Genomic DNA, 16,008 nt, shown 5'->3' with positions numbered 1-16,008 from the left:
ATGATGCGCAGCGAAGCGGATTATTCCTCTTCGACCGGCTTGTTCAACTCCCGGTACGTCTTCGGCGAACTTTTGGCAACAGCCTTGAAGCAGCGGTAAAACGTCGAAACCGAATCGTACCCGACCTCGAAGCAGATCGAGATGATGTCTTTGCCCGATTCCGCCAGCAGCTTCTGAGCGACGCGGATGCGCACCTCGGTCAAATATTGCATCGGCGTCATGTCATACCGTTCTTTATATATATTGTTCACATGCCTCGTGCTGATGCCAAGCTTGGAGGCGATATCTACCGCAGTTAACGGTTCGAAGTAATGCGAATCGATGTAGCTGCGGATTTTTTCCGCCCTCAGCCGGTTCGAGCCGGTTCCCGGTCCGGCTTGCAGCGACCTGGCCAGTGACAACAGCAGCTGCGACAGCTGGATGCGCAGCGACAGCCGGCCTAGCAGCGACGGGTCCTTGGACTGTTCGAACAGCATTTTCCGCAGCAATTGGCGCAACTCGCTTCCGGCGAACAAATTCGGCTTCATCAGCACCGACGTTTGAAAATGGCCGCCCAGCAGCAGCTCGGCCGATTCCGCATCGAGTGCCGTTTCCTCGAAAGCGAGCACCAGCAGCGTCAGCCTCGAGTCGGACATGACAGAATGGACGGAATACGGCACGATCAGCGCAGTATCATCCGCAGCCAGCTCGCTTGTCTCCCCGTCCAGCCTGATCTTCCCTTCGCCCTCAAGCACGAACAGCAGCTGATAGGTTTGATGATGATGCTCGGATACGAGATGGCCGCCCATATGCTTTTGTTCGTATATATGTATTTGATTCCGGGACAAGTCGATCCATTTGATCGCCATGACGGTCCTCCAATCGCTAAAATGACCCCACGAAGTGGAGCCCCGAAACAAACCGCTTCAAAGCCATTTTATCGCGACTGGCCTACCGGTTACAACTGCAAGTCCCGCTTACCGGCGCGACTAATTCGCTGGGACGAACAAACAGCCCTCTTGCTATCGCAAGAAGGCTGCTCACTCGTTTGGCCTGTCATTTTTTCTGTTTCTGAAGCTGGCTTTCGATATGTTTGTTTAATTCCTCGTCCGCCAGACGGAGCGCGCTGTTAATATCGGCCGTTTTATCAACGATAGACTGGAACATTTTGTTCGTAATCGCATCGACCTGACCTTCGTTCAAAAATTGCACCTGCACCATCTTCGCCATTTTCGGCTTGGTCATCGCAATAATGTTTTTCCCCTGAAGATCGGCCATCCCTTTGCCGAACTGGTCCTTGACCGCTTGCGAGTTCAGCACCGTCATTCTGGCGTTGCGGACCATCTCCGTCTGCACCTCGTCGGACAGCATCGTCTCGAGCACCTGGAACGCAGCGTCCTTCACTTTGCTCTGCGCCGTAAGCGAGAGCACCGGACTGTCCAGCCGGTGGCCGACGCCGGGCACTTTTTTATTCGACGGATACGTCACGACGTCCCAGTTCATATTCGGCGTCTTGCGCAGTGCCGCGAGCGTATTGCTGTAGCCGGCCAGCATCGCCAGCTCCCCCTTGAGGAACGACTGCTCGTTCGGGGCATAGCTGATCGTTTTGTAAGCGCCGTCCATCAAGCCGGGAATGTTGTACAGCGACTCCCACAGCTTCGCAAGCTCCTGCCAGCTGTCCGTGTTCAAGGACGCTTTATTCGTTTGGAAGTCGGCATAAGGCAAGCTGAGCTGCCGCCCTCCGCGGTACAGGAAATCGGCGAAGATGCCTCGGTATTGCACACCGCCATCCTGCCGGGTCAGCTTGACAGCCAGGTCCCGCACCTCCTCCCACGTCATGCCGTCCTTCGGATAAGCGACCCCGAATTTATCGAACAGGTCTTTGTTATAAAACAGCCCGAATGGATTATGGTAAGACGGGAGCCCCGTTAAATAAGACTGGTTGCTGCCCATTTTGACCGCGTCAAGCGCTTCCGGCACAACCCGCGTCAGATCGAACTTATGCTTCTTGATCAGCTCCTCGATATTGTACGAAAGCCCCAGATCGCCAACATTGACAAGGTTGCCGGGGTAGTATCCGACAAGATCCGGAATATTGCCCGCTGCGACCAGTTCGTTCAGACTGCTGCCTTTTTCCGACGTATTGATGCGCTCTACCGTAATATGAGGGTATTTCTTCTTCACGGGATCGGACAAATAAAGCTTGAAATCTTCCTCCGAAAATTGGACGTTGCTGGCTGCTACCTTTACCGTAACCGGCTCATTGACCGGTACGGGCGGTTTGATGCCTTCGCTTTCGTTTCCCCCGCCCGAACATCCCGCCGCCGTCAGAATCATCGCAAAAAAGCCGAATGAAACCACCGTCTTGTTTCGTATCGAGACCATAGCCAATTAACGTCCCCCCGTTTCGCGTATACGCCGCTCCGCTCCGTTAAGCGCTTTCTTTTGCCGAACGAACCGTGTTACACTCAAATTGTAAGCGCTGCCCACCCTGGAATACTATGTTGAAATCCGGCCATTTATAGCACAAAATCATACTACCTCATCGTCCCGGTCTGCTGCTGCGGAGAAGGGGCGAGCCAAGGAGCTGCTTATGCACTGTCTCGAGCTGCCGATTCCCCCGCTGCCGCAACTGATGGCGGTAAATAAAGTCGCGTTCAAAAAAGACTGGCTCCACTACGAGCGAAGCTTTCCGCTATACGATCTCATTATCGTGCACCGAGGGGTGTTCTACATTACCGAGGACGATACGCCTTACGAGCTTCGGGAGCATCAGATGATCGTACTGGAGCCGGGGAAGCGGCATTACGGGCACAAGCCTTGCCCCGTTGACTCCGAGCTGTATTACCTGCACTTTCGCCACGGCGCTCCGCTTCGGACCGTAAAGGCCGAGCAGATCCAGTGGAACTCCCTCTTCCCGGTTATGACGTACCACGATCTGGAGCCGCAGGAGCACAGCATGTACCTACCGAAACTCGCCGAGCTGACCGTCAGCCAATATGAGCCGATCATGAACGAAATGATCCGGCTTCGGAACCATTCCGTCCTGGAGCATATGCTTCCGCTTCAGGCGCTGCTCGGCCAATTGCTCGTCATGCTGCAAAAGACGGCTAGAAGCCGGTCGTTCTCCCGCAGCGAGCAGGTATGCCACAGCATTATCGATTATTTGTACGCCCGCATGGACCGCCCCTTCCGTCTCGACGAGATGGCGGCCGACTTGAATTTTTCGGTCGATTATTTGTCCAAATGTTTAAAAAAGCACACCGGCCTCGCTCCGCTTCATTACTTAAATCATATTCGCATAGAACGCGCGGTATCGCTGCTGAGCGATCCCAATCTGACGCTGCAGCAAATTGGCGAGAAAGTCGGAATAACCGACTACAATTACTTTCTCCGCCTGTTCCGCAAAATGGTCGGAACCCCGCCAGCGCAATACCGCGCCAGTTTATATGCGTACCGCCGGAACGATGTTTCCGAGCGATGAGAGGTAGTCACAGAAGAAAAAACTTCAAACAGCGGCCCGCCGCGGACGCATGGCAGGTCCTTGATTCGCCAGGCTTTTCGTTTGTGCCATAGAAAAAAACTATGCCTTCTCATAGCTTTTTAGTGTTACTTGATAGCAGCCTCCGCACTATATAATGAAGCCAACATATCTCGTAAGGAGCTGTTACAGTTGAAAACATCCATCATCGGTTATCCGCGAGTTGGCGCGCTCAGAGAGCTTAAATTCGCATCCGAAAAATACTTTAGAGGTGCGCTTCCCGTCGAAGAACTGCAACAAACAGCGGCTCAGCTTAGATCGGCGAACTGGAAGCTTCAGCAGGAGAATGGCGTCGACTTCATTCCGTCCAACGATTTTTCCTTCTACGACGGACTACTCGACACGGCTTGCTTGCTTGGGATCGTTCCGCAAAGATATCAAGTGCTCGGCCTAAGCCCGCTGGAGACGTATTTCGCCATGGCAAGAGGCTATCAAGGCGACAAAGGCGACGTTAAAGCGCTGGCGATGAAAAAATGGTTCAACACGAACTATCACTATATGGTGCCTGAAATCGACGATACGACAAACATCCGTTTGGCCGGATCGAAGCTGTTCGACGAATTTACGGAAGCAAAACAGCTCGGCATCGCAACCAAGCCTGTACTGATCGGCGCTTTCACCCTGCTTAAGCTCGCGAGATTCACTGGCTCGAAGAAAGCGAAGGATTTCGTGCCTGCGGTTGTCGAAGCTTATACGGCTGTCCTGAGCCAATTGAACACGCTTGGCGCAGCATGGCTTCAACTGGATGAACCCGCATTGGTAACGGATTTGACTGCGGAAGATATCGCGCTGTTCACGGAGCTTTATAACGGTATCCTCTCTGCCAAAAACGGCGTGAAAGTAGTCGCACAAACGTATTTCGGAGACGTTCGCGACTGCTATCAAGCGCTTCAAAAACTGCAGTTCGACGGGATCGGTATCGACTTCGTTGAGGGCGAGCAGTCCTTGGACCTCGTGCGCAAGCATGGCTTCGCAAGCGACAAGGTGCTGTTCGCCGGCGTAATTAACGGCAAGAACATCTGGAAAAACCAATATAAACAGACGATTGCCCTCGTTCACACGATCGGCAAGCATGCAAGCCAAGTCGTGCTCGGCACTTCCTGCTCGCTGCTTCATGTCCCCTACACGACTAAGCACGAAACGAAGCTGACGGCGGCGACTAAGCAATATTTCGCGTTCGCGGAAGAAAAGCTGCACGAGCTTGCGGAATTCAAATCGATCCTGGAGCAAGCAAGCCCTGAAGCCTCCGCTGCTTATACGGAAAATGAGAAGCTGTTCAGCGCATCGCGCCTCACGAACGACAACTCGGTACAGAAGAGAGTGGCGGAGTTGACGGACGCCGACTTCACGAGACTGCCTGCCTTCGCCAAGCGGGAAACGATTCAGAAAGCAAAATTCGATCTACCGCCGTTACCTACGACGACGATTGGTTCGTTCCCTCAGACGGCTGACGTCCGCGCGAACCGCTCAGCCTTCAAGAAAGGCAACATCACCGAACAACAGTATAAGCAATTCAACTTGGACCGAATCGCGGAGTGCATCGCAAAGCAGGAGGAAATTGGGATCGACGTCATTGTTCATGGCGAATACGAGCGTAACGACATGGTCGAATACTTTGGCGAATGCTTGGATGGCTTTATCTTCACGGAGAACGCTTGGGTGCAGTCTTACGGAACACGCTGCGTAAAACCGCCGGTCGTATGGGGCGACATTAGTCGCAGCAAGCCGATTACTGTGGAATACTCGGCGTTCGCAAAGAGCCGTACCAACAAGCCGGTCAAAGGCATGTTGACGGGTCCGGTAACGATCCTGAACTGGTCGTTCCCTCGCGAAGATATCAGCCTGAAGGAAAGCGCTCTTCAGATCGGTCTTGCGATTCGTGACGAAGTACTCGATCTCGAAGCCAATGGCATCGAGATTATCCAGATCGACGAAGCCGCATTAAGGGAGAAGCTTCCGTTGCGTCATTCTGACTGGCAGAGCGAGTACTTGAGCTGGGCGATTCCTGCCTTCAGACTGGTGCATAGCGGCGTCAAAGCCGAAACGCAAATTCATACCCATATGTGCTACAGCCAGTTTAGCGACATCATTCGCGATATCGATGCGATGGACGCCGACGTTATTACGTTCGAAGCGTCGCGCTCAGACTTGGCCATCATCGACGCAATCAACGAGTGCGGCTTCCGGACTGAAGTCGGACCAGGCGTATACGACATCCATTCGCCTCGGATTCCAAGCGTCGAAGAGCTTAGACAAGGACTTGATCGCATGCTGGACAAGATCGAGGTCTCCAAGCTATGGGTTAACCCGGACTGCGGTCTTAAAACTCGCGGTGTTACGGAAACGTGGGCCAGCTTGAAGAACCTTGTCCAAGCAGCCAAAGAAGTAAGGGCAACATTGTAATAACGTACAAGAGGATGGGCTCAAGCGAGCTCATCCTCTTGGTTTAGGATCGGGTAGCCGAAATCCGTAATGACCGTTTTGAGCTTCAGAACGTAGGCGGCGGCCAGCTGGCTCAAGCTCGCCTTCTGGTTCACGATGTAACCTACCTGTATACTCTCGTCCGTGCGAAGCCTTACGGATTTGATTTGCTCCCCGTTAAGATCCTTGTTCAGTACACCCGAGCTAATGGTATAGCCATTGAGCCCGATCAACAGGTTGAATAGCGTGGCACGGTCACTGACCAGTATTTTCTTCTTGTACGTTCGTGTGCTGAGTATTTCCTCCGCGAAGTAAAAGGAATTATATTCGCCTTGCTCAAAGGCCAAACACGGGAAGTCATCCAAATCTTCGATGTCCAGCAGTGACTTGGAGGCAAGTGGATGCTCCTCACTGATGAATACGTGCGCTTCCGCTTGGAACAGGGGATGAAATCGCAGCTCGTTGTCCTTTAATATTTTCTGAATGACCTTTCGGTTGAATTCGCTCATATAGATGATTCCGAGCTCACTTTTCATATTCCGTACGTCTTCGATAATCTCGTAGGTGCGTGTTTCGCGTAGCGTGCACTCGTACTCGTCCACGTTAAGCTCCTTCAGCAGCCCGACGAAAGCCTGCACGGAGAAGGCGTAATGCTGTGTCGAGATCGAGAACAGCTTCTTCGAAGGCTTTCGATTCATGTACCGCTGCTCGAGAAGCTCGGCTTGCTCCACGACTTGCCTAGCGTAGGATAAAAACTCCGCCCCGTCGCTTGATAGCACGATTCCCTTGGACGATCGAAGGAAAATCTCAATACCGGCTTCCAACTCGATTTCTTTCACCGCGTTGGACAAGCTCGGCTGCGAAATAAACAGCTTCTTTGCCGCCTCACTTATGGAGCCGTAACTAACGATGGCCAGAATATATTTCAATTGCTGCAAGGTCATTGGAATGCCCCTTCCTTCCCGATAAACAGCATAATGAAACACGTCTTCACGTGCTCCATCAGCTGACAACAATAACAGGCGTCCTCCCTTTGAAAAATACATAGGGAAAGGCGCCTTCATAATAGTGCATTATGACGGTTCATCTAACACTTCCCTATCTCCCGTAGGTACAGCAGTGCTGTCAGAACAGGCAGGTCTCCTGGCTCCGGAATCGTCGCTAGGCAGCGGCCTTCCCGATCAATAGATCAGTGGCTGGTGAAGCTGCCTGCTCCTCCGTTACAGTGGCGGGACCGCGTCGGTATTGCACCGAACTTCCCTTTTAAGTCAGAACGACAAGCACGCTCGCCGATCAGACACCTATTCTCGAATATGCAATTTATACAAATTCAATTATACTTACATCTTACTTGACAACGAATGGTAAAAACAAGTGCAGGCAAGTCTCCTGGCTCCGGAATCATTACTCGGCAGCGGCCCTCCCGATCAATAGATCAGTGGCTGGTTGAGCTGCAACAACCTGACCAAGACCGGCGTAGGCTCCCTTATCTGTAGTGGCGTCGTTATGAAGAACCGAAAAAAGACCTCCCTCCCCATGCTTGGCAGTGGAAGTCGAGGCCTTTCGTATGTTTATTGGAGTATCCGGCCAGCCTTCGCCAGCCGCACGTAAAACCGCTCGTCATGCCGCTCGGCGGCGACGGGCGCTTCGAAGAAGTCGCTCAGCGCTTCCGAGTTCATCACGTCCGAAGTAGCGCCTTGCCGGAATACCTCGCCCCGCCGCAGCAGCAGCGTATGGCCGAACGCCGGCAGGATCTCCTCCGTATGGTGCGTGACGTATATCATCGTCGGCATATGCTCCTGCCGCGTCAAGTCGTCAATGCTGGCAAGCAGCCTCTCCCGTGAGAACAGATCGAGCCCGTTGCACGGCTCATCCAGAATGAGCAGCTTCGGCTCGGCCATCAACGCCCTTGCGATGAGAAGCTTCTGCTTCTCGCCCTGCGAGCACATCCGGTATTCCCGATCCCACAGATGCGAGCAGCCGAGCGCCGCCATCAGCGCTTCGGCGCGGGCGAAATCGTCCGGCCCGGGCTTTTCGTACAATCCGATCGAAGCGAACTTGCCGCTGATAACGACGAGCTGCGTCCGGTCGCTGCCGTACAGCTTCTCTTGCAGCGACGAGCTGACCCAGCCGATCGACTGCCGGAGCTCCCGCAAGTCGACCTCCCCGAACCGGCGGCCCAGGACGGTCACATTTCCTTTAGTCGGCCAGAAATAGCCGTTAATCAGATTAAGCAGCGTCGTTTTACCCGAGCCGTTCAGGCCCAGCAGCGCCCAATGCTCGTGGCGGCGGACCTGCCAGTGGATGTCGCGCAGCAAGGTAAGCTCGCCGCGCCTCCACATAACGCCCTCGATGTCGATCACATAGTCCATCTAAGCTCACCCGTTCCGTTTCGGTTTCTATTTACGCATTCGCTTGCGGCCATCAAGCGGTTGCGACCAGCTTGCGGTCCTTCGGCAGCAGGAAGGCGACAACGCCGAGCAGCGGCAGCCACGAGCATATATGCATCATGGACGAGATGCTGATAACGTCGGCCGCCCAGCCGAGTACAACCGAGCCGATCCCGCCAAGGCCGAACGACAGGCCGAAAAACAGTCCCGCCACGGTACCGACGTTTCCCGGCATCATTTCCTGCGCGTACACGATAATGACCGAGAAGCCCGACATCAGAATCAAACCGATGCATAGGCACAGCACGATCGCCCACGCCGGACTTGCATACGGCAGCAGCAGCGAGAACGGCGCCGTGCCGAAGATCGAGAACCAGATGACGGTTTTGCGGCCGATTCGGTCCGCCAGCGGCCCGCCGATGAGCGTGCCGACCATTCCCGCGAATTGCAGCGCGAACATGCAGATCTGGGCTTGTTCCAGCGACAGGTGGAACCGTTCCATCGCATAGAAGGCGTAATAGCCCGTCATGCTGGCCAAATAAACGAATTTGGAAAACAGCAATATAATCAGCACAGTGAACACGAACGCGATGTACCTATTGCTGAATCGCCGCTGCGCGCCAGCGGACGCGCGACTCTTACTCTCGCGGGAGGCGACCTGCTGTCCGTACCATTTGCTTATATACCACTGCACCCCGATGCCGATAATGGCGAGGATGGCGAACCAGAGAAATCCGCCCTGCCCCTGCGGCACGATAAAAAAGGCGATCAGCAGCGGCGCCAGCGCCTGACCGGTATTGCCGCCGATCTGGAAGATCGATTGAGCCAGCCCTTTGCTTTTGCCGGCGGACAAATGCGCGACGCGCGACGATTCCGGATGCAGGATCGAAGATCCTACCCCGATCAGCGCCACCGACGAGAGCAGCAGGAAGAAGCTGCTTGCAAGTGCCAGACCGATGACGCCGATAAGCGTAAACAGCATCCCCATCGGCAGCAAGATCGGCAGCGGCCTGCGATCGGTGTACCGGCCGATCAGCGGCTGCAAGATCGAAGCGGTAATGTTCAGCGTAAAGGCGACCCAGCCGACCTGAGCGAAGCTGAGGTTCATCGACTGCTGGAAAATCGGAAATCCGGCCGGAACGGCCGCCTGCATGGCATCGTTCAGCAAATGCGCGAAGCTGACGCCAAGCAGCATGGTGGACGTGCGCTGAGCCGACCTTTGGACGGCTATGGAAGTATTCATCGTGCTCACCCTATCCGTTTTTAACATCCATCATAAGAAAAACCGAACGGGCTGTCGTCGCGAAAATTGCGGCGAAGGAAAGCAACTTTTGCTATACTTTTGTACTATAGGGGAACCGACGGGGGACTTCCAATGAAAATGAAAATCGATACGCCGCAGATGACGCTCTGGAAAATCGAGGAGCTGCACAATACGCCCCCGCATATCCATGAGCAGGAGTTTCAAATTACGGTGCCGATCTACGGATCGTGTTTGTTCGTAGGCCAGCATCGCGCTTACGAGCTGGCAAGCAGCGAAGGCTTCGTGCAATACCCGGAGGTGCCGCATGAGCTGCACGTTTCCGAAGGATCGGGCGTTATCGTGCTGCAGGTCAACCGCGGCAGCTTTGCGGAATTTACCAAACAGCGCCCGCTGGAGCTGGATATGCGCCAGCAGATCGATCCGGCCGAGCTGAACGTCCAGTTTCGCAAATGGGTGACGGCACTGCTGTTGGGTCAGACGGAACCGCTCGCCGTGCAGGAAACGGAAACGCAGGTGCTTTATTTTTTGTCGCGCGTGCTGAAGGGCAATCAGACGAACAAACGGGACGCCGCCTTAGCCAGTGCAGCTGTTGCCGACCGGTATATGACGCAGGTGCTGGACTATATGCACGAGCATTTTACGGACAAAATCAATATCGATACGCTCGCCGCGATCGCGCTGCAAAGCCGGTATCATTTTATCCGCTCGTTCAAGTCGATTCTCGGCATGACGCCCTACCAATACATGCTTGCGTTGCGCGTCGAAGAAGCAAAGTCGCGGCTTGGGCGGTCGGAAGCGACCGTGACGGAGATCAGCTTCCGGCTCGGGTTTTCGAGCACGAGCCAATTTTACCGGGTATTCGCGAAAACGGTCGGCGTAACGCCCGAGCAGTACCGCAGCGGTTTGCGGCGCTGACGGCCTGTTCGAAAACAAAAACAGCGGCAGAAGCCCGGAATCCGGCTCTGTCGCTGTTTCTTTTGTTAAGTTGCAGGCATCAGCTTTACATACTGATATCACGCTGAGAACTGGCTGACGGCTATTCTCCAGGCTTGTATGAACCTTTCATTTGAGGCGACTTGTATTTCTGGGCATTGTTGATTCGCAGATGAACCGTAACGCCTTCGAGCGAATCGGGCTTTAGCGGCAATCGCCCCTGCTCGCTATAGTCCGCCCATTTGCCCGGGTGGTACCTGTAATAGGTTTGCCCCAGATGCAGCAGATCGGCTTGCAGGAGCAGCCCCTTCTTGTAATAGTCCATAATTTCTTCGCTAATCGTCGCCTCCCCCAGCTTCTCGATCTCCTCTAAAGACACCGCAGCCGCCAGCTCCATAATCGTCGCTTTCGCCTTTAGCTTCATTTTGAAGTGTGGGGGACGACTCCCCTTGTCTACAATTTCGATTTCATGCGAGGCATCCTTCACCTCTAGCGTGGCCACTATCTGATCTCCGGAACGCAGCGTCAGCGGAGAAGCCTCGTAAGCCCTTTGAGTCCAGCGTCCTAACATGATATCGCTCATCGGCATCCAGCCTACATAGGTCGTTCCGTTAAAGACGAAACCTCCCGTTTTTTTGAACAAAGCCTGGGGACGGTTCGACTCCCTCCATACTTTGTTCGTCAGCTCAAGGGAAGGGACGATCGTGGTAGACGACGTTTCAAGAACGCTCGAAACGATATCGTTCACGTAATAAGGCTTCAGATTCGATAGCTGCGAGTAGTTGGCTTCCGGGTTGCCCAGAATGCTGTCGAGCGTGCTTCGGTCAAAAAAGGACTTCGCGCTGAACAAATCGAACAAATCTCCCTTTGTGCCGTAAAACCATTTCGTATAGCGGGTTTCCTTATTCCGATTGGTGAAGTCGAATACTTTTTTCAGCATTTGCTCCTTGAGCACCTTTTCGGTTAGTACCAGGTAGTTGACGTGACCCAGGAACATCGTGCCTTGTCCTGTAGCAATCAAATCGTTGATGGCGCCGAGAATGGTGGAGCCTTTTCCGACACCGACCCAGGTTTTGACCGGCGAGGAGCGTTCCTGCTGGCTCGCGATCGACGAAAAATTGAGCATTTGCGCATAAACCACGAACTTCTCATCTTCAAAGTCGATCCCGAGACCGGTGATGTAATTCAGCCGATGTACTTCCTTCGCATCCCAACAGCCCGAAACCAATAGCAAAGCCAGTCCCGCCAGCACAAGCGCACTTACATGCAATCGTCTCTCTTTGTTCATGTGCCGTCTTCACTCTTGGTGAACGGTACGCTCTTCGCCAGATCGATACCCTTTTTCCGAAACGGCAGGCGGAAAAACTTCAACAAGCTGTCCTTTCGACTGAACTTCACATACGGGAAGTACATCTGTCCGAACGAATTTACGTTTATGGCATACACGAGCATATAAAGCATAGCCATAATCGTCCCGTATATCCCGACCGTCGCCGACAAGAAGAGCACAAACAATCGAAAAATTCTCGTCGTACTCTGCAAATTCAAATTCACCAGCGTCGATCCGGACACGATGGAAATAGCCGCCAAAAACGTTACGCTTGGCGACAAAAGACCGGCTCTCAGCGCGGCATCGCCAATAATAATCCCGCCTACCATCGTAATCGTGGACCCGGTCGCACGGGGCAAACGCGCGCCTGCCTCCCGCAGCAGATCGAGCAGCAGCAGACTGAGTAACATCTCGAAAAAGGCGGAGATGGGCAGCCCGATACGGGACATCCCTACCGTGGCGAGCAATTGAAATGGAATCTGATCCTGGTTATACATCAGCAGCGCGACATACAGCCCCGGCAAAAATATGGTGGTAAACGCCCCGATAATTCGAAAAAAACGGTTGGTAATCGCCGCATGGTAGCTGAAATAGGAATCCTCCGGGCTGATAAAAAGCTCGGTCAAGGTGATCGGCGCGATCATCGCAGTCGGCGAGCCTTCCATCAAAACCAGAAATTTGCCGCGGACAAGCCGTTCGGCCGCATAATCCGGCTTCCCCGTAAAATTGCTTATCGGAACAAGCGAATACCGGTTGCCGGATAACGCCTCTTCCAGCCTGGACATTCCGCCTACAAGCGTCGTCTTCCCCAGATTCTCGAGACGCTTGCGAACGAGCGCCAAGGCGGAGGCCGGCACGCGGTCTTTGTAATACAGCAATGCCAATCGCGTCTTTGTCGATCCGCGGGATTCATAGTAGGCCACCCTTAAATCGGCGGTAGCCAAACGTTTGCGGATTAACGCTATATTCGTTTCCAGCTCCTCGACAAAGCCGTCCCTGGCCCCGCGAATAGAAGGTTCCAGCGCCGAATCCTCGGGGCTGCGCTGCGGCTTCATCGCAAAATTAATGCTGTATACCCGGCCGGTCCCTTCTACATATAACAAAAGCTTGCCGCCAAATACTTGCAACGCGCACGCCTCAATCGTTCTGTCTGAGCCTTGCAGGCATTCGGCCGCATTTTCTTTCAGCAGATCCTCGAGCCCGTTCCCGTCTCCGTCCAAGCAACGGACCAATTCCGGCATGAAATATTCGCGAATCCGCGACACATCCACCAATTCGGATTGGAAAAACAAGCTGATCGTATCGATGCTTCCGGCAAATTGTTGTTTGGTAATGTCCTGGCACTCTTCGGTCATGTCGGCAAGTTTATCCAAAAACCCGGCGTCATTCATCGTGCACGGCTCCTCTCCGGTTTGGCGAACCAGGCCAGCAGCAGCATACCCAGACTGAACAGCAGCAGAACGGTGAGAGCGCCGGTAAAATACCACCGGCTGAGGATGGCGACAAAAGCTTTGTCGGTGATCGGCAGCAGTATGAAGGCGGACATCAGAACCGCCAACAAAACAACCCCGATTTTCGCATTATGTTTGGGGAAGATGTAGTTCCATATAAGATCCTTCAGCAAGAACAGCGCCAGTGAAACTCGAATAAATGCTCCTGTCAGCCATTGAAAAATAGACAAAAAATCGACGTGCTCCACGTAATGGCCGATTCGCACCAAACGCCACTCTTCATAAGCCGGATAGCGGAGATGCGCGGCTTCCTCCGGACCGAACTCCGCAACGGCTCCTACGTATGGACCGACTGTAAGTCCAACAAGCAGCCACAGCACCAGCAGCAGTTGCGGAAACTTCGGTTTGCGCGATAGATGGTGCTGCATCAGCACAATGAGCGTAACCTCGATCAGCCCTCCCCCGGCAATAAACATCCCGTGAAGCACAGGGGCGATCCCTTCTCCCAGTACAGGCAGCAGCAAATCGTAACGTTTGCGGGAGGTGTTCACCACGCCGACGAATATGCCGAACATTACGACAAGCGGCAGCAAAAAAATGCAACATCTGGCGATCGCCTCAATTCCGGAGTGCGCGACCCAGACACAAACCCCCATCAGCAGCAGCGTAACGAACCAAACAGGCGTCTCCGGAAGAAAAATGCTGTTCACCCAGCCGACAGTGTCTACGATGGTCACCGTACCAAATGCAAACAAATACAAAAAAACAGGAACGGCGATCAGCAGGGACAAGGGACGCCCATATTTTTGCTCGATCCACCCGAAGACTGGCTGCATATTCGTTTTTTTCATCACATAGCTCATAACCGGCAGCCAGCAGCTCAGGAGAAGGCCAACCGCGACAACCGACAGCCAGCCGTTTCGGCCGGAAATGCCGAGCAGGAACGGAATAACGATAACATGATCCATAAGACCTGAGGAAAGCATAAACAGACTGACCAGTTGATGAAAATTGATATTGCGATTTCCCGCCATCATGCTCCTACCCCATTTTGGGCATATTTGGGTTCATGGGAATAGGGTTCCATTCGGCCGTAATTTTATTCTCTTTTTTCCCTTGTGCTCTTGTAGCGGCCAACATACTTCATGACCGTCTGCGACAATAAATCAGCCTCAACTTATAACTGAGAGGAAACAAGAAAATACCGTCAGGAAGCACCCTGACGGTCCGGTAGTCCTCTTTTGTGCTCACAATGTCTTCTTGAAGTACTGAGCCGATTCCGCATAACCGATTGACTTGTAAAAATCGCCAGCTCTTCTTGTTGCAAGGGCTACAAGTTTTGACCCGCGTTCCCCAGCCCGTTTCTCCACCATTTCCATTAACTTTTGCCCTGCCCTCATTCTCCTGTACGGTTCTGCAACAAATATTTCCTCTACCCAGCTTATAGTACCGTTTGCATAAAATGCGGGATGATGGAATGCCAGTACATAGCCGATGAGCTCCGTATTGCATTCTGCGATCAGAATATCGGCATTAGCGTTGCCCAGCGTATCTGCAAATATTGCAGAAAACTCCTTCTTGTTCACGTTGTAACTTGTCGCTAGACTCCTAGCCAACACAAAGACTCCCTCTTCATCTTGTATTGCTGCATTCCTGTAAATGATGTTCATAGGCAGCTCTCCTTCCAAAATGCAATCGCAGGTAGTATGTATTTATTCGTTAACGAACCATGCAGGAGCACCATTGTGCCTAAAGTCATGCGTGTCGATAATGTACCGGGTTCTCTCCTGGACATACGCCAGGTTACCATAAGCCAAGCCGCCTAATTGACTGGCATGCTGGTTCAAGGCGACAAACAAATTATATTTTGGCCAAAACGTCTCCGGTATGATGCCGTTAAAATACCCGTTTATTTGCCCCCTCGCAAAGGAGATGCTCACCTGTATCGTATATTTGGGCAGTTTGAAAAATTCCTCCCACGGATCTCCCCAATCGAAAGAATCAAAATCAATAATCGAAACAGCTCCGTCGTTGTTTACAATCATATTTTGAGGGTGGAAATCGTCATGCTGGAACGAAACCGAACTCTCTTTTAACATATGAAAATGGTCCTCGATATACGGCTCAATCAGCTCCTGCCGATAAAAGGTAAGGCCGGCTTTCCTGCATTCCTCCCTTTTTCTCCTGTACTTCTCCTTCCGTTTGCCGTACCAATCGAACGGCACCGACGGAGAAACGAGGTGAATTTTTCTTAATTCCTTTCCCGCTAAAACTCCCAGAAGGTACTGTTCCTCTGCACTCCTGCCGGGTATGGCTTTGTCCCCGCCCGTTCCATCCAGATAAGCCAGTATCATGTAGCAAACTTGGTGCTCCTCATTGCTTCCGAACTTGACGGGTTTTGGACAGGTTACCTGGTTATCGACATGCCGCTGCAACAATTCGAATTCCTCTTTACGCCGCTCCGCTCGTCCCATTCCGTAAACTTTCAAAACGTACTTCGGTACGTTACCTGCATAGAGTACATACTTTTTCGCGCCGGAAAAGCCATGAGTCAACTCTTCGCAATGCGTGATAGACGGATCGAACAGCTCGTCAACAATATTCTGGACTAAACTCACTTGATTGCCCCCTATTTCCTGATCACCAACGCCATCGAATCTATTTTATACTGTTTCTCAATGTTGAAAGTGATGGAAAAA

At 52.9% G+C, this 16,008-nt stretch carries 13 protein-coding genes and 1 riboswitch; of the genes, 3 read left to right on the top strand and 10 right to left on the bottom strand.

Annotated features, from left to right (window positions below; genetic code table 11):
* Positions 1–20: 20 nt before the first annotated feature.
* Both D7M11_RS09050 and D7M11_RS09045 read right to left on the bottom strand, forming a co-directional pair.
* A complete protein-coding gene (locus tag D7M11_RS09050) occupies positions 21–848 on the bottom strand; it encodes an AraC family transcriptional regulator (protein ID WP_120746879.1) in 828 nt (275 codons plus the stop codon).
* A 187-nt stretch (positions 849–1,035) separates the two neighbouring features.
* The gene (locus D7M11_RS09045; protein WP_120746878.1) at positions 1,036–2,364 is read right to left on the bottom strand and encodes an ABC transporter substrate-binding protein; all 1,329 of its coding nucleotides are present in this window, start codon (positions 2,362–2,364) and stop codon (positions 1,036–1,038) included.
* A 208-nt stretch (positions 2,365–2,572) separates the two neighbouring features.
* Between D7M11_RS09045 and D7M11_RS09040 the strand changes: the two genes are divergently transcribed.
* On the top strand, positions 2,573–3,463 hold the full coding sequence (locus tag D7M11_RS09040; RefSeq protein WP_120746877.1) for a helix-turn-helix transcriptional regulator: 891 nt from the start codon (positions 2,573–2,575) through the stop codon (positions 3,461–3,463).
* A gap of 189 nt (positions 3,464–3,652) precedes the next feature.
* On the top strand, positions 3,653–5,923 hold the full coding sequence (gene metE, locus D7M11_RS09035) for a 5-methyltetrahydropteroyltriglutamate--homocysteine S-methyltransferase (protein ID WP_120746876.1): 2,271 nt from the start codon (positions 3,653–3,655) through the stop codon (positions 5,921–5,923).
* Positions 5,924–5,943: 20 nt separating this feature from the next.
* On the opposite strand, the gene D7M11_RS09030 is transcribed toward metE, so the two are convergent.
* The 3 genes from D7M11_RS09030 to D7M11_RS09020 form a co-directional block, all read right to left on the bottom strand.
* Positions 5,944–6,885 (bottom strand): LysR family transcriptional regulator, encoded by a 942-nt coding sequence (locus D7M11_RS09030; protein WP_120746875.1) that lies wholly within the window; start codon positions 6,883–6,885, stop codon positions 5,944–5,946.
* A gap of 172 nt (positions 6,886–7,057) precedes the next feature.
* Positions 7,058–7,261: riboswitch (cobalamin riboswitch) on the bottom strand.
* 251 nt (positions 7,262–7,512) lie between these two features.
* On the bottom strand, positions 7,513–8,313 hold the full coding sequence (locus D7M11_RS09025; RefSeq protein WP_120746874.1) for an ABC transporter ATP-binding protein: 801 nt from the start codon (positions 8,311–8,313) through the stop codon (positions 7,513–7,515).
* Positions 8,314–8,365: 52 nt separating this feature from the next.
* Positions 8,366–9,574 carry an MFS transporter gene (locus tag D7M11_RS09020; RefSeq protein WP_120746873.1) on the bottom strand — a complete coding sequence of 403 codons (1,209 nt, stop codon included), beginning with the start codon at positions 9,572–9,574 and terminating at the stop codon, positions 8,366–8,368.
* A 132-nt stretch (positions 9,575–9,706) separates the two neighbouring features.
* Here D7M11_RS09020 and D7M11_RS09015 point away from each other — a divergent pair, with 132 nt between their 5' ends.
* The gene (locus tag D7M11_RS09015; RefSeq protein ID WP_120746872.1) at positions 9,707–10,510 is read left to right on the top strand and encodes an AraC family transcriptional regulator; all 804 of its coding nucleotides are present in this window, start codon (positions 9,707–9,709) and stop codon (positions 10,508–10,510) included.
* A 121-nt stretch (positions 10,511–10,631) separates the two neighbouring features.
* On the opposite strand, the gene D7M11_RS09010 is transcribed toward D7M11_RS09015, so the two are convergent.
* The 5 genes from D7M11_RS09010 to D7M11_RS08990 all read right to left on the bottom strand — a co-directional run bounded on the left by D7M11_RS09010 (position 10,632) and on the right by D7M11_RS08990 (position 15,927).
* Positions 10,632–11,816, bottom strand: a complete 1,185-nt coding sequence (locus tag D7M11_RS09010) for a Ger(x)C family spore germination protein (protein ID WP_120746871.1) — start codon at positions 11,814–11,816, stop codon at positions 10,632–10,634.
* Entirely contained in the window at positions 11,813–13,249 is a 1,437-nt protein-coding gene (locus D7M11_RS09005; RefSeq protein WP_120746870.1) for a spore germination protein, read from the bottom strand. Before D7M11_RS09005 ends, D7M11_RS09010 begins: the two co-directional genes overlap by 4 nt.
* Positions 13,246–14,346, bottom strand: coding sequence for a GerAB/ArcD/ProY family transporter (locus D7M11_RS09000; protein WP_120746869.1), 1,101 nt, complete (start codon positions 14,344–14,346; stop codon positions 13,246–13,248). The genes D7M11_RS09005 and D7M11_RS09000 overlap by 4 nt, the downstream gene beginning before the upstream one ends.
* 210 nt (positions 14,347–14,556) lie before the next feature.
* Positions 14,557–14,979: a GNAT family N-acetyltransferase gene (locus D7M11_RS08995; RefSeq protein ID WP_120746868.1), complete on the bottom strand. Its 423-nt coding sequence runs from the start codon at positions 14,977–14,979 to the stop codon at positions 14,557–14,559.
* 42 nt (positions 14,980–15,021) lie between these two features.
* On the bottom strand, positions 15,022–15,927 hold the full coding sequence (locus D7M11_RS08990) for an aminoglycoside phosphotransferase family protein (RefSeq protein WP_205127042.1): 906 nt from the start codon (positions 15,925–15,927) through the stop codon (positions 15,022–15,024).
* Positions 15,928–16,008 lie beyond the last annotated feature (81 nt).

It is taken from the genome of Paenibacillus ginsengarvi (assembly GCF_003626695.1).
GTDB lineage: Bacteria > Bacillota > Bacilli > Paenibacillales > NBRC-103111 > Paenibacillus_AB > Paenibacillus_AB ginsengarvi.
This window is presented reverse-complemented; position numbering and strand designations above follow the sequence as displayed.

Bases quoted from the DNA above. Each gene is read 5' to 3' on its own strand.
- D7M11_RS09010 (WP_120746871.1), bottom strand. From the start codon at position 11,816: ATGAACAAAGAGAGACGATTGCATGTAAGTGCGCTTGTGCTGGCGGGA.
- D7M11_RS09025 (WP_120746874.1), bottom strand. From the start codon at position 8,313: ATGGACTATGTGATCGACATCGAGGGCGTTATGTGGAGGCGCGGCGAG.
- D7M11_RS09040 (WP_120746877.1), top strand. From the start codon at position 2,573: ATGCACTGTCTCGAGCTGCCGATTCCCCCGCTGCCGCAACTGATGGCG.
- D7M11_RS09045 (WP_120746878.1), bottom strand. From the start codon at position 2,364: ATGGTCTCGATACGAAACAAGACGGTGGTTTCATTCGGCTTTTTTGCG.
- D7M11_RS09000 (WP_120746869.1), bottom strand. From the start codon at position 14,346: ATGATGGCGGGAAATCGCAATATCAATTTTCATCAACTGGTCAGTCTG.
- D7M11_RS09015 (WP_120746872.1), top strand. From the start codon at position 9,707: ATGAAAATGAAAATCGATACGCCGCAGATGACGCTCTGGAAAATCGAG.
- D7M11_RS09030 (WP_120746875.1), bottom strand. From the start codon at position 6,885: ATGACCTTGCAGCAATTGAAATATATTCTGGCCATCGTTAGTTACGGC.
- D7M11_RS09020 (WP_120746873.1), bottom strand. From the start codon at position 9,574: ATGAATACTTCCATAGCCGTCCAAAGGTCGGCTCAGCGCACGTCCACC.
- D7M11_RS09005 (WP_120746870.1), bottom strand. From the start codon at position 13,249: ATGAATGACGCCGGGTTTTTGGATAAACTTGCCGACATGACCGAAGAG.
- D7M11_RS08995 (WP_120746868.1), bottom strand. From the start codon at position 14,979: ATGAACATCATTTACAGGAATGCAGCAATACAAGATGAAGAGGGAGTC.
- D7M11_RS09050 (WP_120746879.1), bottom strand. From the start codon at position 848: ATGGCGATCAAATGGATCGACTTGTCCCGGAATCAAATACATATATAC.